The organism is Reyranella sp. GW821-FHT14A01, assembly GCF_058803965.1.
On sequence record NZ_JBXAPM010000029.1, the window covers coordinates 1 to 25,195 of the forward strand.

27 protein-coding genes and 1 pseudogene are annotated in these 25,195 nt (G+C 66.3%); 15 read left to right on the plus strand and 13 right to left on the minus strand.

The annotated features are described in order from the left end of the window. The first annotated feature begins 115 nt into the window (after window positions 1-115). A complete protein-coding gene (locus AC1ROX_RS30470; protein WP_493132511.1) occupies window positions 116-253 on the plus strand; it encodes a NepR family anti-sigma factor in 138 nt (45 codons plus the stop codon). Between the two features lie 190 nt (window positions 254-443). Further along, the gene (locus AC1ROX_RS30475; protein WP_493132513.1) at window positions 444-1,208 is read left to right on the plus strand and encodes a glucose 1-dehydrogenase; all 765 of its coding nucleotides are present in this window, start codon (window positions 444-446) and stop codon (window positions 1,206-1,208) included. A gap of 4 nt (window positions 1,209-1,212) precedes the next feature. Here AC1ROX_RS30475 and AC1ROX_RS30480 read toward each other — a convergent pair whose 3' ends face one another. From AC1ROX_RS30480 to AC1ROX_RS30510, 7 genes are all read right to left on the minus strand, one after another. Beyond that, window positions 1,213-1,797, minus strand: a complete 585-nt coding sequence (locus tag AC1ROX_RS30480; RefSeq protein WP_493132515.1) for a hypothetical protein — start codon at window positions 1,795-1,797, stop codon at window positions 1,213-1,215. Window positions 1,798-1,822: 25 nt separating this feature from the next. Further along, on the minus strand, window positions 1,823-2,320 hold the full coding sequence (locus AC1ROX_RS30485; protein WP_493132517.1) for an A24 family peptidase: 498 nt from the start codon (window positions 2,318-2,320) through the stop codon (window positions 1,823-1,825). A 16-nt stretch (window positions 2,321-2,336) separates the two neighbouring features. Further along, window positions 2,337-2,495: a Flp family type IVb pilin gene (locus AC1ROX_RS30490; RefSeq protein ID WP_493132519.1), complete on the minus strand. Its 159-nt coding sequence runs from the start codon at window positions 2,493-2,495 to the stop codon at window positions 2,337-2,339. A 193-nt stretch (window positions 2,496-2,688) separates the two neighbouring features. Continuing rightward, window positions 2,689-3,300 carry a CDP-alcohol phosphatidyltransferase family protein gene (locus AC1ROX_RS30495; RefSeq protein ID WP_493132521.1) on the minus strand — a complete coding sequence of 204 codons (612 nt, stop codon included), beginning with the start codon at window positions 3,298-3,300 and terminating at the stop codon, window positions 2,689-2,691. Between the two features lie 9 nt (window positions 3,301-3,309). After that, entirely contained in the window at window positions 3,310-4,143 is an 834-nt protein-coding gene (gene pssA, locus AC1ROX_RS30500; RefSeq protein WP_493132523.1) for a CDP-diacylglycerol--serine O-phosphatidyltransferase, read from the minus strand. A gap of 24 nt (window positions 4,144-4,167) precedes the next feature. Further along, the gene (locus AC1ROX_RS30505) at window positions 4,168-4,863 is read right to left on the minus strand and encodes a phosphatidylserine decarboxylase (protein WP_493132585.1); all 696 of its coding nucleotides are present in this window, start codon (window positions 4,861-4,863) and stop codon (window positions 4,168-4,170) included. Between the two features lie 25 nt (window positions 4,864-4,888). After that, entirely contained in the window at window positions 4,889-5,962 is a 1,074-nt protein-coding gene (locus AC1ROX_RS30510; protein WP_493132525.1) for a LysM peptidoglycan-binding domain-containing protein, read from the minus strand. 116 nt (window positions 5,963-6,078) lie between these two features. On the opposite strand from AC1ROX_RS30510, the gene AC1ROX_RS30515 reads away from it, so the two are divergent. The 5 genes from AC1ROX_RS30515 to AC1ROX_RS30535 all read left to right on the plus strand — a co-directional run bounded on the left by AC1ROX_RS30515 (window position 6,079) and on the right by AC1ROX_RS30535 (window position 13,623). After that, a complete protein-coding gene (locus tag AC1ROX_RS30515; protein WP_493132527.1) occupies window positions 6,079-6,672 on the plus strand; it encodes an LOG family protein in 594 nt (197 codons plus the stop codon). A gap of 107 nt (window positions 6,673-6,779) precedes the next feature. Then, complete coding sequence (locus AC1ROX_RS30520) at window positions 6,780-9,002, plus strand: NADP-dependent isocitrate dehydrogenase (RefSeq protein ID WP_493132529.1); 2,223 nt, start codon at window positions 6,780-6,782, stop codon at window positions 9,000-9,002. A gap of 423 nt (window positions 9,003-9,425) precedes the next feature. Further along, complete coding sequence (locus tag AC1ROX_RS30525; RefSeq protein WP_493132531.1) at window positions 9,426-10,643, plus strand: NADP-dependent isocitrate dehydrogenase; 1,218 nt, start codon at window positions 9,426-9,428, stop codon at window positions 10,641-10,643. A gap of 7 nt (window positions 10,644-10,650) precedes the next feature. After that, window positions 10,651-11,325, plus strand: a complete 675-nt coding sequence (locus AC1ROX_RS30530) for a DUF429 domain-containing protein (RefSeq protein ID WP_493132533.1) — start codon at window positions 10,651-10,653, stop codon at window positions 11,323-11,325. Window positions 11,326-11,403: 78 nt separating this feature from the next. After that, entirely contained in the window at window positions 11,404-13,623 is a 2,220-nt protein-coding gene (locus AC1ROX_RS30535) for an ABC transporter substrate-binding protein (protein ID WP_493132534.1), read from the plus strand. A gap of 3 nt (window positions 13,624-13,626) precedes the next feature. Here the strand turns inward: AC1ROX_RS30535 and AC1ROX_RS30540 are convergent, their stop codons facing one another. The 6 genes and pseudogenes from AC1ROX_RS30540 to AC1ROX_RS30565 all read right to left on the minus strand — a co-directional run bounded on the left by AC1ROX_RS30540 (window position 13,627) and on the right by AC1ROX_RS30565 (window position 18,002). Next, window positions 13,627-14,601, minus strand: a complete 975-nt coding sequence (locus AC1ROX_RS30540) for a Bug family tripartite tricarboxylate transporter substrate binding protein (RefSeq protein WP_493132536.1) — start codon at window positions 14,599-14,601, stop codon at window positions 13,627-13,629. Further along, complete coding sequence (locus AC1ROX_RS30545) at window positions 14,598-15,743, minus strand: YncE family protein (RefSeq protein WP_493132538.1); 1,146 nt, start codon at window positions 15,741-15,743, stop codon at window positions 14,598-14,600. The genes AC1ROX_RS30540 and AC1ROX_RS30545 overlap by 4 nt, the downstream gene beginning before the upstream one ends. 108 nt (window positions 15,744-15,851) lie before the next feature. Next, window positions 15,852-16,124 (minus strand): DUF2312 domain-containing protein, encoded by a 273-nt coding sequence (locus tag AC1ROX_RS30550; protein ID WP_493132540.1) that lies wholly within the window; start codon window positions 16,122-16,124, stop codon window positions 15,852-15,854. A gap of 128 nt (window positions 16,125-16,252) precedes the next feature. Next, window positions 16,253-16,552, minus strand: coding sequence for a DUF1244 domain-containing protein (locus tag AC1ROX_RS30555; RefSeq protein WP_493132542.1), 300 nt, complete (start codon window positions 16,550-16,552; stop codon window positions 16,253-16,255). 21 nt (window positions 16,553-16,573) lie between these two features. After that, entirely contained in the window at window positions 16,574-17,239 is a 666-nt protein-coding gene (locus AC1ROX_RS30560; protein ID WP_493132543.1) for a DUF6925 family protein, read from the minus strand. Beyond that, a pseudogene (locus tag AC1ROX_RS30565) lies at window positions 17,236-18,002 on the minus strand (N-formylglutamate amidohydrolase). The gene AC1ROX_RS30560 and the pseudogene AC1ROX_RS30565 overlap by 4 nt, the downstream one beginning before the upstream one ends. 29 nt (window positions 18,003-18,031) lie before the next feature. Here AC1ROX_RS30565 and AC1ROX_RS30570 point away from each other — a divergent pair. The 8 genes from AC1ROX_RS30570 (at window position 18,032) to AC1ROX_RS30605 (ending at window position 25,022) form a co-directional block, all read left to right on the plus strand. Then, window positions 18,032-19,309, plus strand: a complete 1,278-nt coding sequence (locus AC1ROX_RS30570) for a glycerate kinase type-2 family protein (protein ID WP_493132545.1) — start codon at window positions 18,032-18,034, stop codon at window positions 19,307-19,309. Further along, on the plus strand, window positions 19,306-19,725 hold the full coding sequence (locus AC1ROX_RS30575) for a GFA family protein (protein WP_493132546.1): 420 nt from the start codon (window positions 19,306-19,308) through the stop codon (window positions 19,723-19,725). The genes AC1ROX_RS30570 and AC1ROX_RS30575 overlap by 4 nt, the downstream gene beginning before the upstream one ends. Before the next feature lie 9 nt (window positions 19,726-19,734). Beyond that, the gene (otnK, locus tag AC1ROX_RS30580; protein ID WP_493132547.1) at window positions 19,735-20,991 is read left to right on the plus strand and encodes a 3-oxo-tetronate kinase; all 1,257 of its coding nucleotides are present in this window, start codon (window positions 19,735-19,737) and stop codon (window positions 20,989-20,991) included. Continuing rightward, a complete protein-coding gene (gene otnC, locus AC1ROX_RS30585; protein WP_493132548.1) occupies window positions 20,988-21,635 on the plus strand; it encodes a 3-oxo-tetronate 4-phosphate decarboxylase in 648 nt (215 codons plus the stop codon). The genes otnK and otnC overlap by 4 nt, the downstream gene beginning before the upstream one ends. Before the next feature lie 12 nt (window positions 21,636-21,647). Continuing rightward, window positions 21,648-22,433, plus strand: a complete 786-nt coding sequence (gene otnI, locus AC1ROX_RS30590) for a 2-oxo-tetronate isomerase (RefSeq protein ID WP_493132549.1) — start codon at window positions 21,648-21,650, stop codon at window positions 22,431-22,433. Window positions 22,434-22,435: 2 nt separating this feature from the next. Next, window positions 22,436-23,350, plus strand: coding sequence for an L-threonate dehydrogenase (ltnD, locus tag AC1ROX_RS30595; RefSeq protein ID WP_493132550.1), 915 nt, complete (start codon window positions 22,436-22,438; stop codon window positions 23,348-23,350). A 9-nt stretch (window positions 23,351-23,359) separates the two neighbouring features. Further along, a complete protein-coding gene (gene pyk / locus AC1ROX_RS30600; protein ID WP_493132552.1) occupies window positions 23,360-24,772 on the plus strand; it encodes a pyruvate kinase in 1,413 nt (470 codons plus the stop codon). A 94-nt stretch (window positions 24,773-24,866) separates the two neighbouring features. Continuing rightward, entirely contained in the window at window positions 24,867-25,022 is a 156-nt protein-coding gene (locus AC1ROX_RS30605; protein ID WP_493132554.1) for a hypothetical protein, read from the plus strand. The last annotated feature ends 173 nt before the right edge of the window (window positions 25,023-25,195 follow it).

Sequence of the window (25,195 nt, forward strand, 5' to 3'; positions counted from 1 at the left end):
ATGCGCTGAACGCCGTAGGCCGCCCGGGCATGCAGGGCGCCGATCGCGGCATTGCTGAACAGGCAGAAGCCGCCCGGCGCGCGCCAAGCCTCGGACCAACGAACGCCCGTTCGACATGTGGCTGCACAAGCAGCTCCACGCAATGTACGACGAGATTGCCAGCGAACCCCTGCCCGACGATCTGCTGAACCTGATCGACAAGGACGCGGCGAACAATAAGGGCAATGGTTCCGAAAAGCCGTCCAAGAAGTAACGGCTGAACTTTCGACACCCTTCTTCCAATAGAGAATGGCGGGGGTCTTTCGACCGCCGCCACCCGTGTCCGCAACCCGCCGGTCAGCCCGGCCGGCGCGCCGCGAACTCGTGCTTGGCTAACGACGAGCCTCTATTTCGGGTTGCACGGGTTCGCTATAGAGACGGTCATGAAAAGGGGAGGCGATACGATGGAGCTTTTCGATCTTTCCGGCCGGGTGGCCGTGGTTACCGGCGGCAATGGCGGCATCGGTCTCGGCATGGCGATGGGGATGGCGCGTGCCGGCGCCACGATCGTCGTCGCGGGCCGCGACACCGCCAAGAACGAAGCAGCGGTCAGGGAACTGCAGGCGATCGGTGCGAAAGCCAGCTTCGCCATTGTCGACGTCCTGAAGGAAGAATCGTGCCGGGCGCTGATCGCCGATGCGGTGAAGGCCCATGGCCGTCTCGACATCCTGGTGAACAACGCCGGCATCAACATCCGCAAGCAGCCGCAGGAATACACGCTCGCCGAATGGCACCAGGTGATGGACAGCAACCTGACCAGCGCCTTCCTGTGCAGCCACGCCGCCTACCCCGAGATGATGAAGACCGGCGGCGGCAAGATGATCAACATCGGCTCGATGATGTCGATCTTCGGCGCCTCCTTCACGACGGCCTATGCCGCGAGCAAGGGCGGCATCGTGCAGATGACCAAGGCGATGGCGACCGCCTGGGCCAAGGACAATATCCAGGTGAACGCGATCCTGCCGGGCTGGATCGACACCGCCCTCACCCGCCGCGCGCGGACCGATGTGCCGGCGCTGCACGATTCGGTGCTGAAGCGCACGCCGGCCGGACGCTGGGGCACGCCCGACGACTTCGCGGGCATCGCCGTCTTCCTGGCGGCCTCGGCCTCGGACTATGTCACCGGCGCCGCCATCACGGTCGACGGCGGCTATTCGGTGCAGGGCTGAGCGATCAGGGCGAGACGATGCGGCAGGACGCGCGATCGACGAACAGGTCGGTCTTCGGCCCGTAGATCGTGATCCCGCCGCGGACGCCGGCACCGATGCCGGGCACCAGGATGCGCGTCTCCTCGACGAGCGTGCCGGCATTGGTGAAGCGGCAATCGATCATCGGCGCCAGGGTACCGGCGCTGTTGTTGTTCACGTAGAGCACGACCTGCCAGCGCTTTCCGGGAACGGCCCGCAGGCTGGCATTGTCCATCGTCACCAGGGGCACGGCCGGACCGGCGGTCGGCGCGGACCAGCCCAGCGGCGCGAAGTTGGGGCGCTGAATGACGACGCCCTTGATCCGCTCGGCCTGCGCCAGCGGATCGAACGCAAGGTCGGCGGGCGTCGGCTTGCCGATCGGCCCCCGCCCGACATTCTCCGGCGTCCAGATCTGGCCCGTCTTGGGATCGCGGAACTCGGGCATGCCGGGAGTCGTCGGCACGTCGACGCTGCTGCGCACCGGCGGCGCAGGGGTGTGGGCGCCGGCGGTAGACGCCAGGATCGTTGCGGCCAGGGCGGCGATGACTGTCTTTGCGAGCAGCGAAGGCATGGGCTCTCCTTTTCGGAAGCCAATCTCAGCCGAGGGCCAGCCTCGATGCAACCCAAAGCCCACCCGCCGCGATCGCGGGGCCATAGGGCAATCTCCGGCTCAAGGCCGCGTCACCCCGGCTCGAGGCAGGCCCGACCGGCGCGCCGGCGAGCACCGCGATCCCCAGCAGCCCGCCCGTGAGGGCCGTCACCAGCAGCAGGTCGATGAGTTGGGCCGGGCCCGCGAACAGGCCGAGCGCGGCCAGGAGCTTGACGTCGCCGCCTCCCAGCATTCCGGCCGCGAACGCCGCGGCCCCCATGGCGAACAAGCCGGCCGCGCAGGCGAGAGAAAGACCAATCGCCAGAGGCGTGTAAGTCTCCCCCAGCAAGCCGATACACGCCCAGACGCCAAACAGCGCCGCGATGGCGATCGAGAGTCCATTGCCGATGTGGAGGGTGCGCAAATCCTGCCAGGCCGCTCCGATGAGCAGGCCCGCAAGGACGATCAGGCAGCCGGCCTGGAGAAGCTCGACCAGGTCCGGCAAGGACCGCAGCAATTCGTTAGTTGAGGGCCGCCGTGCCCAGGACGTGGCTCACCTTGTCCGTGACGGAGCGGATCGAGGCGATGGCAGCCACCGCGATCAACGAGGTGATCAGGGTGTATTCGACGGCCGTGGCGCCCTGGGTGTTCTTCATCAAGCGACGGAAGATCGAAAGCATTTCCCTAGTCCCCCAACCCAGATTCGCAGCGTCACACCGAATCAACTTAGGAATGGTACTTAATGTAAATTCTCAGGTCAACGAAACTCGACCATTTTGTGTCATCTTTTCTAACAATATGATTCCAATAGGGAATTTCGATGGCCACTCCGATCTGTGAAGGCGATCACAGAAGATGCCGAAATTCGAGAAATCAGGAATTCGAATCAGCCAAACAGGTCTCGATCACCCGCGCGGCGGCGGTCCAGAAGCACAAGGCGGCTACCCCTCCGGCGAGCCACGGAAAGAGGTCGGGCAAGAAGCAGAAAAGAACGAAGGCCAGGATCGTCTCCGTACCCTCCATCAGGCCGGCGGCATGGAAGAACGACTTGGCGCCCCTCTCCCCCGTGTCGCGCTCCCCGCGGCCGGCGGCCAGCACGGCGCGCCCGTGGAACGAGGCGCAGGTGCAGACGAAGGACGCGAGCAATAGCGCCGCCCAGACGGCATTCTCCGGCCGCGCCAAGGCAAAGCCCAGCGGGACGGCGGCGTAGAAGGCCATGTCGCAGACGATGTCGAGATAGCCGCCGAACGCTGTCGGTCGGCTATGCCGGGCGACCGCGCCATCGAGCCCGTCGAGCAAGCGGTTGAGCAGGATCACTGCGAGCGCCGCCTCGTAATGCCCGAAGGCCAGCAGCGGCACGGCGGACAGTCCGATCGCCAGGCCGGTCAGGCTGAGGCCGTTGGCGGAAACACCCTGCGCCGCAAACCATGCGCCGGCGCGATCGAGCGGCGGATCGATCCAGCGCCGCAGAATGGGATCGAGCATCGGCGCCGATCAATCGTGTGCCGGCGTTCCCTTGTCGACGGAGCGCAGCGGCACGATGGCCGCGGCCTCGGCCTCCTTGCGGTCCTGCAGGGTCTGGCGGCGATGCGCCATCACACTGAACGGGATCAGGCACATATAGCCGAAGCCGATCAGCGACAGCGCAATCCAGGGCGCGCTCGCGAGCACGCCCATGACCAGAGCCGCCGCCAGCATCGCCGGCAGTACGAGATGCCGCGGAATCCGGCCCTTCTTGAACGAGAAGGTCGGCAGGCGGCTCACCATGAGGCCGCCCACCGCCACCAGCACGAAGCCGACGACGATGGCGTGGCGCGGCCAGGCTGCCTCGATCTCGAAGCTCAGCATGAGCGGCATCAGAGCCAGCAGCGCGCCCGCCGGCGCCGGCACGCCCGTGAAATAGGATCCCGTCCAGGCGGGCGGCGGCGTGTCGGGCTCCAGGGCCGTGTTGAACCGCGCCAACCGGAGCGCCGAGCACATCGGGAACATCAGGGTCACGACCCAGCCCAATGCCCCCGCATGCGTCAGCGACGCCAGATAAAGGACGAGGGCCGGCGCGACACCGAAGCAGAGGAAGTCGGACAGCGAATCGAGCTCGGCACCGAAACGGCTGGTGACGCCCAGCCGGCGCGCCACGCGTCCGTCGAGCGCATCGAAGATCGCCGCCACGATGATGGCGATGACCGCCAGCCGCATCTCCCCCTGCAGGCCGAAGCGGATCGCCGTCAGGCCCGAGCACAGGGCCGCCAGCGTCAGGATATTGGGGATCAGGCGGTTGATGGAGAAGCCGCGCAATCCGCTGCGGCCGGAACGCAGGTCGCTGTCCATGTCGGGCTCCCTAAGAACTCGCCGCTAGAATTCGACGGCAGTGCGCGGTCCGCTCACGACGGGATCGAGCTCGGCCATGACTGTCTCGCCGCCGATCATGCGCTGGCCCGGCGACACCAGCAGACGCGCGCCGTCCGGCAGGTAGAGGTCCGTCCGACTACCAAAGCGGATATGGCCGAAACGTTCCCCTGCGGCGACCGCCTGGCCCGGCTTCACGTAGCAGACGATGCGGCGGGCCACATAGCCCGCGATCTGCACGCAACCGATGACGCGGCCGTCGGCGCGGCGCAGCGCCAGCGCCGTGCGCTCATTGTCCTCGCTCGCCTTGTCGGCATTGGCGCTCAGGAACTTGCCCGGCCGGTAGGCCACGACGTCGACCGTCGCGGCGCAGGGGCTGCGGTTTATGTGGACGTCGAAGACGCTGAGGAAGATCGAGACGCGAGTCAGCGGCTTGTCGCCCAAGCCCAACTCGGCCGGCGGCACGGCATCGACCACCATCTGCACCAGCCCGTCGGCCGGCGCGATCAACAGCCCGTCATCCTGCGGCACGCCGCGAGAGGGATCGCGGAAGAAATAGATCGACCATGCCGTCACCAGCATCATCGGCCAGAACAGCCACGCCACGCCGGTCAGCGCGGCGACAAAGGTCGCGGCGGCAAAGAGACCGATGAAGCGCCAACCGTCCGCGAGGATCGGCACCAGGAAATTAGCCAGCATGATTCGCGCGCTCTTCGTTGTCCGAAGGTCAGTTGTCGACCTTGGGCAGGCTGAGAATTTGGCCGGGGTATATCAGATCGGGGTTCTTAACCTGATCCTTGTTTGCACCGAAAATGACGGTGTGACGCCAGCCCGCGCCATAGTGTGCCTGGGCGATGTTCCAGAGATTGTCACCCTTCACGATATGCAGCCGTCGTCCGTCGCTGCTGGAGACCGGCGCGACGATGACCCGCTCGAACGGCATTTCGAGGCGCGCAACCGGCCGGCCGTCCTGGGCGACGCGGTCGAGCCGGAGCACGTGCTTGCCCTGCTCGATCGGATCCACCGGCTTCAGCCGCCAGCGCCCGTCGGAGGCCGCCACGCCTTCGGCCACCATCTTGTCGTTCACATAGGCCCGGACGACGGTTCCGGGCGCCGCGAGCCCCGACACCGTGACGTGCCCGCGATCATCGTAATCCAAAGTCGACAATGAGAGATCGGCGGACTTCGGCAAGCCGGCCGCCGTGGGGGGCTGCACGACGGTTGCGGCACCGGCCCGCGGAGAGATCATGACCAGCGTCTCGGCGCGAGGCTGTCCCTGGGCGTTTGCCGCCGGCGGCTCCGGCACGACGGCAACCACCGCCTGCTCCGACGTGAGCGGCGCCTTGCCCTCGATATGCTGCACGACGCGCAATTCGTGCTGGCCGACCGCGAGCGGCGGATCCTGCACGATGATGACCCACTCGCCGCGTGCGTCGGATTCGGCCTTCGCGATCTCCTTGCCGCCGTCCAGCAGCACGATCTTGGCACTGGGCGCGGCGCGGCCGGCGATCACCGCCCGGCCGTCGGGACCGATCCGGGCGACGTCGAACGACGGCAGCGCGCCGGCAGCGGAAGAGGTCGGCGCGAGCGCCGGGACCGAGGCTGCAGCGGGTGCCGGTCCCGGCGTGGCGGTGGCGGTGGCGGCAGCGGCGGCCGGTTGAGGCGTCGCCCCGACGACGATGGCTTTGATCGGCTGGTCGATGGCGGCCTGCTCGCTCAGTTTCCCACGCCATGCAACGCCCAGGGCGATCGCGATTACCACCGCGCCCACTGCCACCAGCCCGAAAACAGTTCGTGACATCGCCCTCCCAACGGTGCGACCACCATCCCCATTGGCGTCGCAGCCAGCCTTTGCGTAACAATACCATGTCACACCCGCGCTGAAACGCGCTGGATCGTCCCAGAAAAGCAGCTTTCGTGCCCGAATTCACCCCCTCTTCCCTTTGCGTCTTCTGCGGCGCCCGTTTCGGGACCGATCCTGCCACCCGCGAGACGGCAGTCGGCCTCGGCCGGCTCCTGGCCGCCGAGGGCATCACGCTGGTCTATGGCGGCGGCGGCGTCGGCCTGATGGGCCTGGTCGCCAATGCCGTGCTCGACAACCGTGGCCAGGCCGTCGGGATCATCCCGCGGTTCCTCCTGGAGCGCGAAGCCGGCCATCCGGACCTCACCGAAACGGTGGTCGTGGAGACCATGCACGAGCGCAAGCTGCAGATGTTCGACCGGGCCGACGCTTTCGTGGTCCTGCCCGGCGGCATCGGGACCCTCGAGGAGTTCTTCGAAGTCCTGTCCTGGCGGACGCTTGGCCTCCACAGCAAGCCGATCGTGATCATCGATCAGGGCGGCTACTGGCAGCCCCTCGCCGCCCTCCTCCGCAATGTGGTGGAAGGCGGTTTCGCCGAACGAACCCATCTCGACCATGTCGCCTTCGTGAGCGAACTGAAGGATGTCCTGCCTGCCATTGCGGCAATGCCCTCGTCCGCCGGCTTCGCGAAGCGTCTCGACCGGATCTGACCCTTTGCCGGCCGCCTTGCAGGCCTCTCACGGCGGTGCAACAAGACAGGCCTAATCAGCAATCCATCAACCCAGCCGAAACGAAAGCGGCGTACGGAGGTGCAGGTATGTCAGATCTCGAAATCGTCTGGACGAAGGTCGACGAGGCCCCCGGGCTTGCGACGTTTTCCCTTCTCCCGATCGTCCAGGCCTTCGTTGCCACGGCCGGCGTGAAGGTGAAGCTGGCCGATATTTCGCTGACCGGTCGCATCATCGCGAACTTCCCCGACAGACTGAAGCCCGGCCAGAAGATCCCCGACGAGCTCGCCGAACTCGGCAAGCTGGCGATGAAGCCGGAAGCCAACATCATCAAGCTGCCCAACATCTCCGCCTCGATCCCGCAGCTCAAGGCCGCGATCAAGGAGCTGCAGGGCAAGGGCTACGACATCCCGAACTATCCCGACACCGACGCAACGCCCGCCGACAAGGAAATCCGCGCCCGCTACGGCAAGGTGCTGGGCAGCGCCGTGAACCCGGTCCTGCGCGAGGGCAATTCCGACCGCCGCGCCGCCGGCGCCGTGAAGCAGTATGCGCGCAAGCATCCGCACAAGATGGGCGCCTGGAGCAAGGACTCGAAGACCCGCGTCGCCCACATGACGGGCAACGATTTCTACGGCTCCGAAATCGCCACGACCCTCGCGGCGCCGACCAATGCCCGCATCGAGCTGGTCGCCGCCGACGGCGCGACCACGGTGCTGAAGCCCAAGATCCCGCTCAAGGCCGGCGAGATCATCGACTGCTCGGTGATGAGCGCCAAGGCGTTGAACGCTTTCTATGCCGAGGCGATCGAGGCGGCGAAGAAGGACGGCATCCTGTTCTCGCTGCACGTCAAGACGACCATGATGAAGATCTCCGATCCCATCCTGTTCGGTCACTGCCTCTCGGTGTTCTTCGCCGACGTGTTCACCAAGCACGGCGAGACGCTGAAGAAGCTGGGCGTCGATCCCGACACCGGCCTCGGCGACATGCTGGCCCGCATCGAGACGCTGCCGGAGGCCGAGAAGGCCGCCATCAAGGCCGACATCCAGGCCGAGTATGCCAAGCGGCCGGGCCTCGCCATGGTCAACTCCGACAAGGGCATCACCAACCTCCACGTCCCCAGCGACGTGATCATCGACGCCTCGATGCCGGCGATGATCCGCGAGTCGGGCAAGATGTGGGGCGCCGACGGCAAGCTGCATGACGTGCTCGCCGCGATCCCCGACCGCTGCTACTCGACGCTGTTCCAGGCCGTCATCGACGATTGCAAGGCGCACGGCGCCTTCGATCCGAAGACGATGGGCTCGGTGCCGAACGTCGGCCTGATGGCCCAGCAGGCCGAGGAGTATGGCAGCCACGACAAGACCTTTGAACTCGCCACGGCCGGCACGGTCCGCGTCGTTGCCGAGGACGGCAAGGTCCTGATGGAGCAGAAGGTCGAGGCCGGCGACGTCTTCCGCATGTGCCAGGTCAAGGACGAGCCGATCCGTGACTGGGTCAAGCTCGGCGTGCGCCGCGCGCGGCTCACCAACACACCGGCGGTGTTCTGGCTCGATGCCAAGCGCGGCCATGACGCGGAGCTCATCAAGAAGGTCGAGAAGTACCTCAAGGACGAGGACACCAAGGGTCTCGACATCCGCATCCTGGCGCCGGTCGAGGCGACGAAGTTCTCGCTCGAGCGCATCCGCCAGGGTCTCGACACGATCTCCGTCACCGGCAACGTGCTGCGCGACTACCTGACCGACCTGTTCCCGATCATGGAGCTGGGCACCTCGGCCAAGATGCTGTCGATCGTTCCGCTGCTGCAGGGCGGCGGCCTGTTCGAGACCGGCGCTGGCGGTTCGGCGCCCAAGCATGTCGAGCAGTTCCAGCACGAAGGCTATCTGCGCTGGGACTCGCTGGGCGAGTTCCTGGCGCTGGGCGCCTCGCTGGAGCATCTGGCGCAGACGACCGGCAACGAGGACGTGAAGGTCCTGGCCGAGACGCTCGACGAGGCCAACGGCAAGATCCTCGACAACAACCGCTCCCCCGCCCGCAAGGTCGGCGAGCTGGATAACCGCGGCAGCCATTTCTACCTGGCCCTCTACTGGGCCCAGGCGCTGGCCCGCCGCGACAACAGCACGGCGCTCTCGGCCCGCTTCAAGCCGCTGGCCAAGACGCTGGAAGAGAACGAGGCCAAGATCGACGCCGAGCTGATCGCCGCACAGGGCAAGCCGGTCGATACGGGCGGCTACTACCTGCCCGACCAGGCCAAGACATCGGCCGGGATGCGGCCGAGTGAGACGTTGAACGCAGCCCTCGCCACTCTTTAATACGGCGACAGGTGAAGCCGCCCCGGGCAACCGGGGCGGCTTTTTCATGTGAGCTTTCTCAAATGAACCGGAATATAGGGGCTGGAGCAGTGTGACTCCCGGTTCGGACGGCCACCACAACCCCGGAATCGCTCCCCCGGGGGGTTCGTTTCGTTTGTTTCGTATATTTCGTATATTTCGTTTGTGCTTCTGACGACGTCGCCGGGTCGCAGGGGGAACGCGCGCTTGGTGCTTGGCTGAGACACCAGGCCCAAGACAAGCCCGCAGATACGAATGGCTGCCAATTGGCTTGTTAAGCGAGGGCCGAGATCAGGATGCGGCCGAGTGAGACGTTGAATGCTGCGCTCATTCCGTTCTAATGCGCATCCGGGCAGCCGGGGCGCTTAAATTGCGCGTGCTGAGAGAATTGTGAGGGTCCGGAAGATGCCGAAGATCAAGGTGAAGAACCCGGTCGTCGATATGGACGGCGACGAGATGACCCGCATCATCTGGGCGTTCATCAAGGAAAAGCTGATCCTCCCCTATCTCGACATCGATCTGAAATATTACGACCTCGGCGTCGAGAATCGCGACAAGACCAACGACCAGGTGACGGTCGATTCGGCAAAGGCCACGCTGAAGTACGGCGTCGCCGTGAAGTGCGCGACCATCACGCCGGACGAGGCGCGCGTCGAGGAATTCAAGCTCAAGGAGATGTGGAAGTCGCCGAACGGCACGATCCGCAACATCATCGGCGGCACGATCTTCCGCGAGCCCATCGTCTGCAAGAACGTCCCTCGCCTCGTGCCGGGCTGGACGCATCCGATCGTCATCGGCCGCCACGCCTTCGGCGACCAGTATCGCGCCACCGACTTCGTGGTGCCGGGCAAGGGTAAACTTACAGTTCGCTTTGAGGGCGAGGACGGAAAGGTGATCGAGCACGAGGTGTTCGACTTCCCGGCCGGCGGCGTCGCGATGGCAATGTACAATCTCGACGAATCGATCATCGGCTTCGCGCGCAGCTCGTTCAATTACGGCCTGATGCGCGGCTGGCCAGTCTACCTGTCGACCAAGAACACCATCCTCAAGCGCTACGACGGCCGCTTCAAGGACCTGTTCCAGGAGGTCTTCGACAAGGAGTTCGCCGACAAGTTCAAGGCGAAGAACATCGGCTACCAGCACCGCCTGATCGACGACATGGTCGCCTCGGCGCTGAAGTGGCACGGCGAATTCGTCTGGGCCTGCAAGAACTACGACGGCGACGTTCAGTCCGACACGGTGGCCCAGGGCTTCGGCTCGCTCGGCCTCATGACTTCGGTGCTGCTGACGCCGGACGGCAAGACCGTCGAGGCCGAGGCCGCCCATGGCACGGTGACGCGCCACTACCGTGAGCACCAGCAAGGCAAGCCGACCTCGACCAACCCGATCGCCTCGATCTTCGCCTGGACGCAGGCCCTGAAATATCGCGGCACCTTCGACGACACGCCCGAAGTCGTGAAGTTCGCCGACGCCCTCGAGAAGGTCTGCGTCGAGGCCGTTGAGAGCGGCAAGATGACCAAGGATCTCGCGCTGCTGATCGGCATGCACCAGCCCTACCAGACCACCGAGGAGTTCCTCGCGGTGCTGGACGGCGGCCTCAAGGCTAGAATGGCCACGTGGTAGGACGCCATTGATCGTCGCGGGCGCCGACGGCTGCCGCACCGGCTGGGTCGTCTGCCGGCGCGACGCCGACGGTGCGCTGGACATAAAAGTCGTGAAGACCCTCGCGGAAGCCTGCGAGGGTCTTTCGATTCTGGCCGTCGACATGCCGATCGGTTTCGTCGATGTGCCGCGCCCGCCGCGCGCCTGCGAGGTCGCCGCCCGCAGGCTCCTGCCGGGCAAGGCGAGTTCGGTCTTCCCCACGCCCTGCCGGCCGGCGCTGGACTGCACCACGCATGCAGAGGCCAATGCCCTCAGCAAGACCCTTGGGATTGGCCTGAACCAGCAGACCTTCCACCTCTTTCCCAAGATGCGCGAGGTCGACGCGCTGATGCGCGGCAACGAGTCCCTGCGCTCGATTGTCTATGAAGCCCATCCCGAACTCGCCTTCACGCGCATGAACGGCGGCAGGCCCGTCCTCAGCAAGAAGCGCAAGCCGGAGGGGTTTGCCGAACGCCTCGACCTGCTCGCCCGGCATGGTTTCACATGGCAGCCGCAGGCGGTGCCGGGCGCCGCTCGCGACGACGTCCTCGACGCCATAGCCGTCTGCCGTACGGCAACGCTGATTGTCGACGGCACGGCCACGCGTCTTGGTCCCGCAGACGAGCGCGACCGCCACGGCCTGCCGATGAACATCTGGTTCTGAGGGGGCGCGGACCCGCGACTTTCGGATGACGTTCACGCGCGATCACCGCATAAACGGACCGTGGATTGGGGGAGATTCATGTTCGCTCGCGCGCTGGTAGCGCTCGCCTCGCTGGCATTTGTCGCAATGTCGGCCACGGCGGCTGTGGCTCAGAGCCTTCAGCGTGATCCCGTGGTCATTGCTGCGCCGCTTTCATTGACCGGCAAGGGCAGCACCTACGGCGTGGCGACGCTGGAAGGCATCCAGCTCGCCGTCGAAGAGGCGGTGAAAGCGGACCCCAAACTGCGTCTCCGCCTCGAGCCGATCGACGACGAAGGCGACGACGCCAAGGCGCGGGCCGTGGCCGAGCGGATCGTCGCCGGCCCGGCGGTCGTGGTGCTGGGGCCGAACTTCGGGACCGGGTCGCTGGCCGCCGGACCGGTCTATGCGGCGGCCGGCCTGGCATCGTTGCCCCCGACTGCAACTTCAGATGCGATGACCCGCAATGCCACGACGTTCCGGGTGATCTTCAAGAACAGCGACCAGGGCGAGTTCCTGGCGCACTACCTGGTCCGCGCGCTGGGCAAGCGCGAGGCCTCGGTCATCGTCGTCCAGAGCGGCGCCGGCGAGACGCTGAACGCGGGCTTCGAGGCCGCGGCCCGGCGGCTCGGCATCGTGGCAAGCTATCATCCCCTGCCTCGCGAAGCCGACAAGGCCACCGTCGAGCGCGTCGCAGCGGCAGTCGCCGAAGAGCGCCGGCCGGTCGTCCTGCTCACGCTCGATCATGAAGGGGCGGACCTGCTGGGCAGCCTGCATCGCCTCGGCCATACTGGGCCCTTTCTCGGCGCCGACCCGTTCGGCGATGAGAATTTCACCAAGCTGCTGGCCGAGCAGCCGGAAGAGAAGGCACAGCCCGGCATCCTCACCCAAGGCCTGTACGGCCTCGCGCCGGTGATCCTCGATTCGGCAAATGCCGCGCAGCTCGCCTTCGCCCGGCGCTACCGGGCCCGCTTCGGCCAGGAACCGCGCTGGGAGGCGGTGGCAGGCTACGAAGCCGCAACGCTCGCCGTCGATGCGATCCGCGCCGCCGTCGCCAAGGCGCCCGGCGATCCCGCCGCGCAGCGCGCCGGCGTCACCCGATACCTTCTCGGGCTCACGAACGCGCAAAATGCCAAGCCTGGACTGCTGGGGCGCTTCCGGTTCGACGCCGACCGGGCGCGCACGACAGGTATCCGCATCGGCCGCTTCACCGGTAACCGTTTCGAATCGGCGCCCTTGCAGATCGTTAACGTGAACAACCCGACGCCGCAGGATCTGCAGAGTGGTGCGGTCTTCGAAATGGGCGCGGGCCGTTATGCCCGCCTGCAGCGCGTCGTCTACACCGGCATGCACATCAACGAAATCCAGCAGATCGACGTCGCGCGTTCGAGTTTCGTCGCGGATTTCTATGTCTGGCTGCGCTTCGCCAAGGATGCCGGAATCGACCCGGCCGACCCGATCGACATCGTCTTCCCGAGCAGCATCAAGAGTACGTTCGACCGCAACCAACCGTCCGAACGACGGCTGGACGCCGACGGCACGGAATACTGGCTGTGGCGGGTGCAGGGCGAGTTCCGCAACGACTTCGACCTGCATCGCTTCCCTTTCGACGTACAGACCCTGTCCCTGCCCCTGTTCAACAACCGCGCCGCCAACAACCGCATCGTCTATGTCATCGACCGCGCCGCCAGCGGCGCAAGGGCCTCGGAAGACGGCGGAGGCATGCACGAGACCGCACCGGCAGCCGCTTTCCGGAACATCACGCTCTGGGATTTCGTCTCGGCGTCGGAGCGCCGCGAAAATCTCGGGACGCAATCGCCGCTCGGCAGTCTCACGAGGATCGCCGCCCGAAACGGTCTGGAGCTTTCCGGCTTTCTTCTCACGATCGACCTCGAACGCCGATCGCTCACGACCCTGGCCAAGACGCTTCTGCCGCTGCTGCTGATGTCGCTGATCACCTTCGCCGCGCTGTTCTTCCCGCCGACCTTGATGGCGCAGAAGGTGACGGTGACGATCACCGGCGTCCTGTCGGGTGTGGTGCTGCTGACGACCGTCAACAACCAGCTCGGCAGCATCGGCTACACGGTGGCCGTGGAATACGTGTTCTACGCCTTCTTCGCGCTGTCGCTGATGTGCGTCATCTCCATCCCGACGGCCGAGGCATTGCGCAGCGCCCAGCGGATCACCACCGCCCATCGGCTGGAATGGGCCACGCGCATCGTCTATGCGCTGGCCGTCATAATCGGGCTCATCGAGATCCTGGCCCTGTCAAACCACTGAGCCCTATTCCGGCTTCACCCCGGCGGCCTGCAGCACCGGCACCCAGATCGGTTCCTGGACCTTCAGCCAGTCCTCGAGTTGCTGCGGCGTGCCGCCCATGGCGACGAAGCCGCGCCTGGAGAGGTCCTCCTTCTGCTCCGGCGTCGCCACGGCGGCGTTCAGCGCCTCGTTCAGCCTGGCGACGATGGCGGGCGGCGTACCGGCCGGCGCCAGCAGCGTGTAGACGATGGTGCCGTCGACGTCGCCCGCGCCCAGTTCCTTGAAGGTCGGGATGTTGGGCGCCACCGAAGAACGCTCCAGCGAGGCCATGGCATAGGGTTTCAGTTTCCCGGCCGCGATCTGCTGCGAGACGCTGGTGATGCTCGACATGCCGAGCTTGATATGGCCGCCCAGCAGGTCGGTCACGAGCGGACCAGTCCCGCGGAACGGCACATGCGTCAGCTTGATGCCGTTCAGCATGGCGAACTGTTCGGTCGACAGATGCATCGGCGTCGTAAGGCCGGCGGTGCCGTATTGCACCGAGCCGGGCGCCGCCTTGGCCGCGGCGATGATCGCCTTGAGGTCGGGCCACGGCGCGTCGAGGCTGCCGACGAGGACCGACTCCTGCTTGGCGATGAAGCCGATCGGTGCGAAGGCCGTCTTCGCATCGAAGCCGAGCCGGGCCACGATATGCGGATAGAGCGGCAGGTTGTTGGCGCCGACCACCATCCAGTGGCCGTCGGCCGGCTGCTTGGCCACGAATTCGTGGGCGATGCTGCCCCCGCCTCCACCCTTGTTGTCGACGATCACCGTACCGCCGAGCGCCTTCTGCATCGGCTCCTGGATCGCCCGCGCGAGCGAGTCGGTGCCGCCCCCGGGCGGGAACGGCACCACGAGATGGACGGGTTGGGACGGAAAGGCCTGGGCCTGCGCCGCCGGGACACCGCCCGCCGCAACGGCGGCGAGCGGCAGTTTGAGTACGCTACGCCTCTGGATCATCGGTCCGTCGAACTCCTCACCGCTGCGGCACCGCCGCCGACATCGATCTTCTGGCCGGTATCGGTGACCTTGCCATTGTCGTTCTTGAACACCTGCAGGTTCTTCTCGTTCATGTTCTGCACGACGATGACCGAGCCATCGCGTGAGAATGAGGCGCCCTGCGACCAGCCGCCGATCGGCGCTTCACCGGTCTTGGTGAGGCCGGTGCCGTCGAGCTTGTAGAGCACCACCATGCCGTTGGGCTTGTATTGCGGCGCATCCTTGGGCCGCGTCGAGCCGGCATGGGCGACGCCCGCGATCCAGCGCCCGTCGCTCGACATGATCATGCCTTCGAGATTCTCGTGACCGATATCGACGGTGCCCACGATCTTGCCCGTGGCGAGGTCGATCACGGTGAGGATGCCGTTGGCCTTGGGATCGCCGAGGCTCGCCACGACGGCGTTCTTGCTGTCGGGTGTCACCGACACGGCATAGGGCCGCGGTGCCACGTCGAGCACCGAAGACGAGGCGACGGTGTCGCCGCCGAGCTTCATCAACTCGACCTTGGCGTCGCCGTTGCGCGTCACCACGCCGGTCGCGCCGTCCGGCGACACCGCCATGTGGCTGAGCAGCGTCTTTGCGTCCATCAGCGGCACGGTCTTCACCAGCTTCACGTCCTTGCCGTCGATCGACAGGATCGAGATCGATCCGGCCATGCGGTTGGCGACATAGGCGCGCTTGCCGTCCTTGGTGATCGAGATGCCGGCCGCGCCGGGGCCGGTGTTCAAGGTCCCGATGATCTTGCGGTCCTTGAGGTCGACGACGGTCACGCGATCGTCGTTGGCGAGCTTGGTCGGATCGGCGGGATCGAGCTTCGACGAGGAGGCGATCAGCGCGATCGACTCGTCGGGCGTGATCGCGACCGAGAGTGGCGGACCGACGACGCTGCCCGGCACGTTGGCGACGGTGCCCACGACCTTCACCGGCAGGGCGCCGAGATCCAGGATCGTGATCGTGTCGGGTGGCGGGTTGGCGACGTTCCTGTTGACGCCGTTTTCCTGGACGATCTTGTGATCGTTCGAGGAAACGGCGAGCTGTGCATACGCCTGTGAGGCGGCGAGACTCAACGCTACGCAAACGCCCGTGATGACGGTGTTTCGCATGGGAGTTCCTCCTCGGCCCGCTCCTGTAGCCGGAGCATTCTGCCGTGAAGAACCCTAGCGCCTGCGCGAAGCCTGCGGAATCAATTTTCCGTTTTCAGCCCGGTATTATCAGACCATCCCGAGGGCGTGCTTGTAGACGTCGAGCAGCGTCTCCTGCTCGGCGCGGTCGGCCGCATCCATGGAGCGCAGCGAGATGATCTTGCGCATGGTCTTGACGTCGTAGCCGACGCCCTTGGCCTCGCTATAGACGTCCTTGATGTCGCCGCCGATGGCCTTGCGTTCCTCTTCGAGCTTTTCGATGCGCTCGACGAAGCTCTTCAGGCGGTCTGCGGAGATCGGACCGGCCTTAACTTTCTTGGAAACGCTGCTGCCGTCCGGCATGTCCTGCTCCTTGTCTACGGCCGGACCATAGGAGGAGCGGCCGTGTCAGCTCAATGACATCGTTGGAATGAATGATGGGGATAACGGGGACGGTGTCCCCGGCCGGCAGAATGCCGGCAGTGCCAGCACTAGCCGTGCTTGTGCTGGGCCGTGTCGAAGGCCTTCTTCTGGTCGCCCGAGGCTTCCTTCTGGTGCTTGGCCTTCCACTCCTCGTACGGCATGCCGTAGACGATCTCGCGGGCCTTCGGATCGGCGATCTCGATGCCCTGCTTGCCCGCTTCCTCGCGATACCAGCGCGACAGGCAGTTGCGGCAGAAACCGGCCAGGTTCATCAGGTCGATGTTCTGGACGTCGGTGCGCTCCTGGAGGTGCGACACCAGGCGCCGGAAGGCGGCGGCCTCGAGTTCGGTACGGGTCTTGTCGTCCATGATGCTCTCCTGAACCACAGGCTAAAGGCGTGTCCGGGGATATAGGCTCAGGCCGCAGTATAAACCAGCCGGAAGCGGCGAACCCGGCGCATGGATCCTGCCCTCCTTGAGATGATTCGGCAGCAGGTGGCTGTGCGGGCCGGCCGGCGAACGGCCATCCGGCGGCGGGATCGGCTGGTGGACCTCCAGCGTGGCAAACGCCGAGGCGAAGATGCGCGTCGGGCTGGCCTTGCCGATCGCGGGACCGGCCGGATTGTCGGCCGTCAGCAGCGGCCTGCCGAGGCCGGCACCGAGCGCCTGGCGCGTCTCCCCATCGTCCGGCGCCAGGCGCACCAGCACGTCGATGTGAGGCACGCCGATGCCAAGGTCGAACGTCAACTCGTCGACTGCATGGATGACGGAGCGTCCATTGGCGGGCCGAGCGGAGCAGAAGGCGATTTCTCGTGTGCGGCCATTGTCGTCGATCAGGGCGAAGGGCGTGACGCCGCTCAGGTCGCCGATATACAAGGCGCCGCGCCGGCTCGACACAGAGAGGCCGTCTGCATCCACGACCAGATCGGGCTCGCCCTCGTCATACTGGAACTCGCCGATGGCGCCCCAGGTGCCCACGCTCCAGCCGTTTGCGGCGCCAATCAGATGGCGCTGGATCAGGTCGCGCGGAGTCTCCGAAAGCTCGACACAGTTCACGCCAGCGCCTTTTCGACGGCGGTCGAGATCGCCGGCGCCAGCCGGCGGCCCCAGGCGCGCGCGTCGTCCGGCGTGCTCATCAGATCCTGCCGCACCTCGATCGAGCAATGCGGCAGCGCCCGCGATCGCGCATGGGCGGTCAGTGTGTATTCGTAGGCGGCGCGCGCCGAGTAAGGCTCGTTGTCGCCCACCACCAGCGACGGATCGCGGCGCAGCTCTGCCAGCAGCGGCTCGGGCAGGCGCGGATCGTCGTTCCACAGCACACCGACATGCCAGGGCCGGTCGAACCGTTCATCGAGGGCGTGAAGCTGTGCATCACCAGCAGGCAGACTTGGCGACCGTCCGCCGTCATCGCATCGAGCAGGCGGTCGACCTCGCGATGATAGGGCCAGAAACAGGCCTCGGCGCGCACATCGACCTGTTCCCTGGTGAGGCCCTTGTTGGCCGGCACCGGCGTGCCATCGCTGACCTCGGGCGTCGAGCCCTCGCCGCCCGGCCAGCGATTGCAGTCGATCACCAGCCGCGAGTAGCCGGACGAGACCAGCGGCGCGTCGAGCGCCTTCGCCAGCTCGATCGCGGAGTCGAGGCCGCCGATATCCCAGCCGATGTGACGCGCCAGTTCGCTCTCTGGAATGCCGAGATCGCCCAGCGCTTGCGGCACCGCCTTGCTGGCGTGATCACAGAGCAGCAACAACGGTGCCCGGCCCTGCTCGTTGAAGACGGAAAACGGCGGTGGATCGCCCGGCCGGAGCAACGGTTGCATCGCGCCCCTATAGTGCGAAGATCGGGCAAATGAAAGATGCCGACGCCCGCGCCCTGCTGCGCGCCCTGTTCGATGCCGCCCTCGCTGCCGCTCGTCCCGCCACCTGCCTTGCGCCCTATATCGCGAAGCTCCAGCCGCCCACGGGCCGCACCATCGTGATCGGCGCCGGCAAGGCGAGTGCGGCCATGGCGCGCGCCGTCGAGGATCAGTGGCCGCATCCGCTCGAAGGGCTGGTGGTGACGCGCTACGGCTACGGCGAGGCCTGCAAGCGCATCGAGATCGTCGAGGCCGCGCATCCCGTGCCCGACGACAAGGGCCGCGAGGCCGCCGGCCGTATCTACGAGCGCGTGCAGGGACTGAGCGCCGACGATCTGCTGCTCTGCCTGATCTCGGGCGGTGCCTCGGCGCTGCTCGCGTTGCCGGCCGAAGGCCTCACTCTGAACGACAAGCAGGACGTCAATCGCGCGCTGCTGAAATCCGGCGCCAACATCACCGAGATGAACACGGTGCGAAAGCATCTCTCGGCGATCAAGGGCGGCCGGCTCGCCATCGCCGCCCAGCCGGCGCGTGTCCTCTCCTGGCTGATCTCGGACGTGCCGAATGATGACCCCGGCGTCATCGGCTCCGGTCCCACCGTCGCCGACAAGACGACCTTCGCCGACGCGCTTGCGGTGCTCGCGAAATACAAGATCGATCCACCGCCTTCCGTGCTCGCCCATCTCAAGGAAGGTGCGGCCGGCCGCATCGAGGAGACGCCGAAGCCCGGCGATCCGCGCCTCGCCAATGTCGAGACGATCATGGTCGCCACGCCCAAGCGCTCGCTCGAAGCCGCCGCCGCCGTCGCCAGGGAACACGGCGTGGAAGTAATCATGCTGGGCGACAATCTCGAGGGCGAGGCGCGCGAGCTGGGCGCCGAGCATGCGCGGCAGGCCATCGAGATCGCCAAGCGCGGCGGCAAGCCTGTGGCGATCCTTTCCGGCGGCGAGACCACCGTCACGGTGCGCGGCAAGGGTCGCGGCGGACGCAACGTCGAATATCTGCTGGCGCAGGCCATTGCGGCCAATGGTGCGCCGGGCATCTGGGGCCTGTCGGCCGACACTGACGGCGTCGACGGCGCGGAAGAAGTTGCCGGCGCCATCTTCGCCCCCGACACGCCGGCCCGCGCGCGCGCCAAGGGGCGCGACCCTCAGGCCATGCTCGACGACAATGACGGGCACGGCTTCTTCGAGCTGCTGGGCGACGGCCTGATCACCGGTCCGACGCGGACCAACGTCAATGACTTCAGAGTCACCTTGATCGCGCCATGACGACCTACCCCGGTTCCTGCCACTGCGGCGCGATCCAGATCGCGCTCACATCGGACAAGAAACCCGAGGAGATGCGCATCGGCCGCTGCGCCTGCAGTTTCTGCCGCCGCCACGGCGCCCGCACGATGGGCGATCCGGGCGGCACGGTTGAATTTCGCAGCGCACCAAATGCCCTCTCCCGCTACCGGTTCGGACTGGGAATCACCGACTACCTGCTCTGCGCAAAGTGCGGCGCCTATGTCGGCGCGGTCATGCAAGAGGAGAGCGGCGCCATCGGCATCGTGAACGTCAATTCCCTCGACATCCGCAACACGTTCGATGCTGCACCGCCGTTGTACCACTATGACGGCGAGGACGAGGCCCGGCGGCGTTCCCGGCGCCGAAAGTTCTGGATGCCAGCGACCGTCATCGCCTAACGTCAACCCATGGCCATTCTTGGAGTGATCGCCGACGATTTTACCGGCGCAACCGACATCGCGGGCATGCTCGTCAAAGGCGGCATGCGCACGATCCAGACAATCGGCGTGCCGGCGAAGGGCACCATCCCCGACGACGTCGATGCCGTCGTCGTCGCGCTGAAGACACGCTCGATTCCCGCCGCCGATGCCGTCGCCCAGTCGCTCGACGCGCTGAAGGTGTTGCAGGCGGCGGGCTGCGTGCGGTTCTTCTTCAAATACTGCTCGACCTTCGATTCGACCGACGCCGGCAATATCGGCCCGGTGGGCGATGCGCTGCTCGACGCGCTGAAGGCCAAGCAGGCGATCTACTGCCCCGCCTTTCCGGTGAACGGCCGCACGATCTTCTTTGGCCATCTCTTCGTCGGCGACATCCTGCTGTCCGACTCGCACATGAAGCACCATCCGCTGACGCCGATGACCGACGCCAGCCTGGTGCGCGTGCTGGCCCGGCAGACGCCGCACAAGGTCGGCCTCGTGGCGCTGAAGCAGGTCCAGTCCGGCTCTGCGGTGCTGCGCGAATCGCTCGACAAGCTCGCGGCCGATGGTGTGCGCCATGTCGTGGTCGATGCCGTGGCCGATACCGATCTCGGCATCATCGGCGAAGCGATCGGTGACGACACGCTGGTCACCGGCGGTTCGGGCGTCGCGCTGGGTCTTCCGGCCGCCTATCGCCGCCGCGGCCTGATGGCCCATCGCCCCGGCGCCGACACGCTGCCGAAGATCGAGGGTGCTGCAGCGGTGCTCGCCGGCTCCTGCTCGGCCGCCACGCTCGGCCAGATCAAGGCTTTCAAGGGCGCGCATCTGGCGCTCGACACGGATGCGATCTGCCGCGGCGAGGATGTCGCCGGCAAGGCGTTGGACTGGACCAAGGGCAAGCTGGGCAACGGCCCGATCCTGCTGTCGGCCAGCGACACGCCCGATTCCGTGAAGGCGCTGCAGGCCAAGTACGGGATCGAGAAATCGAGCCAGGCGATCGAGAAGACGATGGCGGCGCTGGCGCGTGGTCTCGTCGGCGCCGGCGTCGGCCGCCTTGTCGTTGCGGGTGGCGAGACCTCGGGCGCCGTCGTCAGCGCGCTCGACGTCACCGCGCTGCGCATCGGCCCCGAGATCGATCCCGGCGTGCCGTGGACGGCATCCGTCGGCAACAAGCCGATCCTGCTCGCGCTGAAGTCCGGCAATTTCGGCGCCCCGGATTTCTTCACCAAGGCATTCGACAAATTATGAGCACCGCAGAAACCAAGATGCGCGAGCAGATCTGCGCGCTGGGTGCCAAGCTCGCCGCGCGCGGCCTCTGCCCCGGCACGTCCGGCAACATCAGCGCCCGCGTGGCCGATGGCTGGTTGATGACGCCGACCAATTCGTCGCTGGGCGAACTCGAGCCCGGCCAGCTCTCCAAGATCGATCTCTCCGGCAAGCATGTCGGGGGCGACCCGCCGACCAAGGAAGCGCTGCTGCATCGCTCGGTCTACGACGTGCGGCCCAAGGACGGCGCCATCGTGCATCTCCATTGCACGCATGCCGTGGCGATCTCCTGCCTCGATCCGTCGTGCCACCACAATGCCGAGACGACCCTGCCGCCGATCACACCCTACTTCGTGATGCGAGTCGGCAAGCTGCCGCTGGTGCCCTACTTCAAGCCGGGCGATCCCAAGCTGGCAGACGCCATTCGTGACTATGCCAAGGGCCATCGCGCCGTGCTGCTGGCCAACCACGGCCCCGTGGTCGCCGGCACATCGCTGTCGGCCGCGTCGGCTTCCATCGAGGAGCTGGAGGAAACGGCCAAGCTCCACCTCCTGTTGCAGGGCTTCAAGCTGCGAACGCTGTCGGATGCGCAGGTGCGCGACGTCGAAGAAGCCTATCCTTCCTGATCGGACAGAAGCATGCCCAAGCTCGCCGCCAATCTCTCGTGGATCTACCAGGAAGTGCCGTTCCTGCAGCGCTTCGGCGCCGCCGCGGCGCACGGCTTCAAGGCCGTCGAGATCCTGTTCCCCTACGAGGCCCCGGCCAGCGAGATCGCCGCCGAGCTGAAGAAACACAAGCTCACGCAGGCGCTGTTCAACCTGCCGCCCGGTGACGCCAGCAAGGGCGAGCGTGGGCTTGCCGCCCTTCCCGGTCGCGAGGCCGAGTTCGACGCCGCCATCGACAAGGCGCTCGACTACGCGCAGGTCCTTGAGTGCCGCACCCTGCACGTGATGTCGGGCATGATCGCGTCGGGTGCCGACGTGAAGGCGATGCATCGCACCTTCGTGTCGAACCTCAAGAAGATCTGCGACCGCACGGCCAAGAGCGGCATCACCATCGTGCTGGAGCCGATCAACCATCGCGACATTCCCGGCTACTTCACCAACACGACCGATCAGGTGAAGGCGATCATAGAGGAAGTCGGCGCGCCGCATCTGCGCCTGCAGCTCGACCTCTATCACCTGCAGGTGACCGAGGGTGACCTGCAGAAGCGGACGGAGCGGCTGTTCCCCATCACCTCGCACGTGCAGATCGCGGGCAACCCCGACCGCAACGAGCCCGATATCGGCGAGGTCAATCACCTCTACCTGCTCGATGTGCTCGATCGCCTCGGCTACGACGGCTATGTCGGCCTCGAATACAAGCCCAAGACGACCACCGGTGCCGGCCTCGGCTGGGCCGCCAAGTACGGCATCAAGGCCTGACCATGACCGACAAGAACACACCCGTCGTCGCCTTCGTGGGCCTGGGCTCGATGGGCCTCGGCATGGCGAAGAACCTGCTGAAGCACGGGCACAAGGTGATCGGCGTCGATCCCAGCGCCGCCGCACGCGATGCGTTCGTGGCCGCAGGCGGCACGACGGCCGCCTCGCCGGCCGAAGCCGCGAAGACCGCGGATGTCGTGGTCGTCGCCGTCGTGAATGCCCAACAGGTCGAGACCGTTCTCTATGGCGAGGGCGGCGCCGCCAGCACGCTGCGCAAGGGCGGCCTCGTCATGCAGTGCGCCACCTGCCCCGCCGCCTTCATCCGCAAGCTCGACGAACGGCTGGCGGCGAGCGGGCACGAGCTGCTCGATGCGCCGATGTCCGGTGGCCGGGCGCGCGCGGAGTCGGGCGAGCTCACCTTCATGTCTTCGGGCAACGCACAAAGCTACGCCGCCGCGGAGTCCATCCTCTCCGCCACTTCCGCCAAGGTGTTTCGTCTGGGCGACAAGGCGGGCATCGGCTCGCTGGTGAAGACGGTGAACCAGCTCCTGGCCGGCGTGCACATCGCCACCGCCGCCGAAGCCATGGCGCTCGCCGCCAAGGCCGGCGCCGACACGCGCGCGGTCTACGACGTGATCTCGGCCAGTGCCGGCAATTCCTGGATGTTCGGCAATCGCGTGCCGCACATGCTCGACGACGATTACACGCCGCTGTCGGCAGTCGAGATCTTCGTGAAGGATCTGGGCCTCGTGCTCGACACCGGCCACGAGCTGCGCCTGCCGCTGCCGCTTGCCGCGGCTGCACATCAGCTGTTCATCGCGGCTGCGGGCGCCGGCCACGGCAAGCTGGATGACGCGGCCGTCGTAAAGGTCTACGAACAGGCGGGTGACTTTAAAGTGTCGTCGCCCGGGAAGTAGACTGGACCCATGCGTCGAAACCGTTTCACCAAGATCGTTGCCACGCTAGGGCCCGCTTCGTCTTCGCCGGAGCGCCTGCGTACCCTGTTCGAAGCCGGTGCCGATGTCTTCCGGCTGAACTTCAGCCACGGCCAGCACGAGGACCACCGCCAGAGGGTCGATCAGCTCCGCGCGTTGGAGAAGGAATACAAGCACCCGATCGCGATCCTGATGGACCTGCAGGGCCCCAAGCTGCGCCTCGGCACCTTCGCCAAGGGCCCGATAGAGCTGAAGAAGGGCCAGACGCTGCGCTTCGACATGGATGCAACGCCCGGCACGGCCAAGCGCGTTCCCCTGCTCCATCCCGAGATCTTCAAGGCCGCGAAGCCCGACGGCCTGCTGCTGGTCGATGACGGCAAGGTCCGCCTGCGCATCGTGGCCCACGACGAGAAGACCATCGACACGGTGGTCGAGGTCGCCGGCACGATCAGCGACCGCAAGGGCGTGAACCTGCCCAACCTCGTCCTGCCGATGTCGCCGATGACGCCGAAGGACCACAAGGACCTCGCGTTCGGCCTGTCGCTGGGCGTCGACTGGGTCGCCCTCTCCTTCGTGCAGCACGCTCACGATATTGCCGAGCTGAAGAAGCTGGTGGCCGGCCGCGCCGCCGTGATGGCCAAGCTCGAGAAGCCGCAGGCGATCGAGCATCTCGACGAGATCATCGAGCAGAGCGACGGCATCATGGTCGCCCGCGGCGACCTCGGCGTCGAGATGCCGCCCGAGGCCGTGCCGCCGCTGCAGAAGCGCATCCTGGCCGCCTCCCGCATCGCCGGCAAACCGACCATCGTGGCGACGCAGATGCTGGAGTCGATGATCCATTCGCCGACGCCGACCCGCGCCGAAGTTTCCGACGTGGCCACCGCCGTCTACGACGGCACCGATGCCGTCATGCTGTCCGCCGAGTCCGCATCGGGCGACTACCCGATCGAAGCGGTCACCATCATGGACCGCATCCTGAAGAGCGTCGAAACCGATCCGCTCTATCGCCGCCTGATGGATGCCAGCCGCCACGAGCCGGAGGCCACGACCGCAGACGCGATCAGCGCCGCCGCGCGCCAGTGCGCCCACACGCTATCGGCTGCCGCCATCGTCACCTACACCAACACGGGCTCGACGACGTTGCGGGCAGCGCGCGAACGGCCCGACGTCCGCATCCTGTGCCTGACACCCAACCTCGACACGGCACGGCGCATGACCCTCACCTGGGGCGTCCATCCGGTGCAGACCGAAGACGCGCACAATTTCGCCGACATGGTCCAGCGCGCCGTGCGCGTGGCGCGCCAGGAGGAGATCGCCAAGGAAGGCGAACGCCTCGTCGTCACCGCGGGCGTTCCCTTCGGCACGCCGGGCGCGACCAACATCCTGCGCATCGCCTACGTCTGAAGCGGCGCGCGCTCACGCCGCGCGCATGATTTCATCAAGGGATGATCGCCGTCACCTCTCCGTAGTGTCTCCTGAAGACACAACGAGAGGTTCCATGTCTCGCCGCAATTTCGCCACCGTCGATGCCGTCCTCATCGTGATTTGCGTCGTGATCTTCGCTGGCGGTGTGCTCGCGCAAACCGGCGTGACCGGCCGCACGACGATCGCGCCTCCGCCGCCTCCTGCCAGCAGCGCGGGAGCGAACTCGTGAAGCGTCGCCGCCTGTCGCTCGGCTGGATCGATTTCCTGGTCATCGCCGCGTCGATCCTGACCTTTGCCGCCGTCGCCGGCGCCACCCTCGGACACGGATGACACAAACTTCCTTGGTCTCGCCTTAGTGCGGTCGCGGCCCCGACCGAAATCGGAATCATAAAGCAACCATTC

Bases quoted from the DNA above. Each gene is read 5' to 3' on its own strand.
- AC1ROX_RS30480 (WP_493132515.1), bottom strand. From the start codon at position 1,797: ATGCCTTCGCTGCTCGCAAAGACAGTCATCGCCGCCCTGGCCGCAACG.
- ltnD (WP_493132550.1), top strand. From the start codon at position 22,436: ATGACCGACAAGAACACACCCGTCGTCGCCTTCGTGGGCCTGGGCTCG.
- AC1ROX_RS30520 (WP_493132529.1), top strand. From the start codon at position 6,780: ATGTCAGATCTCGAAATCGTCTGGACGAAGGTCGACGAGGCCCCCGGG.
- AC1ROX_RS30535 (WP_493132534.1), top strand. From the start codon at position 11,404: ATGTTCGCTCGCGCGCTGGTAGCGCTCGCCTCGCTGGCATTTGTCGCA.
- AC1ROX_RS30575 (WP_493132546.1), top strand. From the start codon at position 19,306: ATGACGACCTACCCCGGTTCCTGCCACTGCGGCGCGATCCAGATCGCG.
- AC1ROX_RS30470 (WP_493132511.1), top strand. From the start codon at position 116: ATGTGGCTGCACAAGCAGCTCCACGCAATGTACGACGAGATTGCCAGC.
- AC1ROX_RS30475 (WP_493132513.1), top strand. From the start codon at position 444: ATGGAGCTTTTCGATCTTTCCGGCCGGGTGGCCGTGGTTACCGGCGGC.
- otnI (WP_493132549.1), top strand. From the start codon at position 21,648: ATGCCCAAGCTCGCCGCCAATCTCTCGTGGATCTACCAGGAAGTGCCG.
- AC1ROX_RS30545 (WP_493132538.1), bottom strand. From the start codon at position 15,743: ATGCGAAACACCGTCATCACGGGCGTTTGCGTAGCGTTGAGTCTCGCC.
- AC1ROX_RS30605 (WP_493132554.1), top strand. From the start codon at position 24,867: ATGTCTCGCCGCAATTTCGCCACCGTCGATGCCGTCCTCATCGTGATT.
- pssA (WP_493132523.1), bottom strand. From the start codon at position 4,143: ATGGACAGCGACCTGCGTTCCGGCCGCAGCGGATTGCGCGGCTTCTCC.
- otnK (WP_493132547.1), top strand. From the start codon at position 19,735: ATGGCCATTCTTGGAGTGATCGCCGACGATTTTACCGGCGCAACCGAC.
- otnC (WP_493132548.1), top strand. From the start codon at position 20,988: ATGAGCACCGCAGAAACCAAGATGCGCGAGCAGATCTGCGCGCTGGGT.
- AC1ROX_RS30570 (WP_493132545.1), top strand. From the start codon at position 18,032: ATGAAAGATGCCGACGCCCGCGCCCTGCTGCGCGCCCTGTTCGATGCC.
- AC1ROX_RS30550 (WP_493132540.1), bottom strand. From the start codon at position 16,124: ATGCCGGACGGCAGCAGCGTTTCCAAGAAAGTTAAGGCCGGTCCGATC.
- AC1ROX_RS30555 (WP_493132542.1), bottom strand. From the start codon at position 16,552: ATGGACGACAAGACCCGTACCGAACTCGAGGCCGCCGCCTTCCGGCGC.
- AC1ROX_RS30525 (WP_493132531.1), top strand. From the start codon at position 9,426: ATGCCGAAGATCAAGGTGAAGAACCCGGTCGTCGATATGGACGGCGAC.
- pyk (WP_493132552.1), top strand. From the start codon at position 23,360: ATGCGTCGAAACCGTTTCACCAAGATCGTTGCCACGCTAGGGCCCGCT.
- AC1ROX_RS30540 (WP_493132536.1), bottom strand. From the start codon at position 14,601: ATGATCCAGAGGCGTAGCGTACTCAAACTGCCGCTCGCCGCCGTTGCG.
- AC1ROX_RS30510 (WP_493132525.1), bottom strand. From the start codon at position 5,962: ATGTCACGAACTGTTTTCGGGCTGGTGGCAGTGGGCGCGGTGGTAATC.
- AC1ROX_RS30490 (WP_493132519.1), bottom strand. From the start codon at position 2,495: ATGCTTTCGATCTTCCGTCGCTTGATGAAGAACACCCAGGGCGCCACG.
- AC1ROX_RS30495 (WP_493132521.1), bottom strand. From the start codon at position 3,300: ATGCTCGATCCCATTCTGCGGCGCTGGATCGATCCGCCGCTCGATCGC.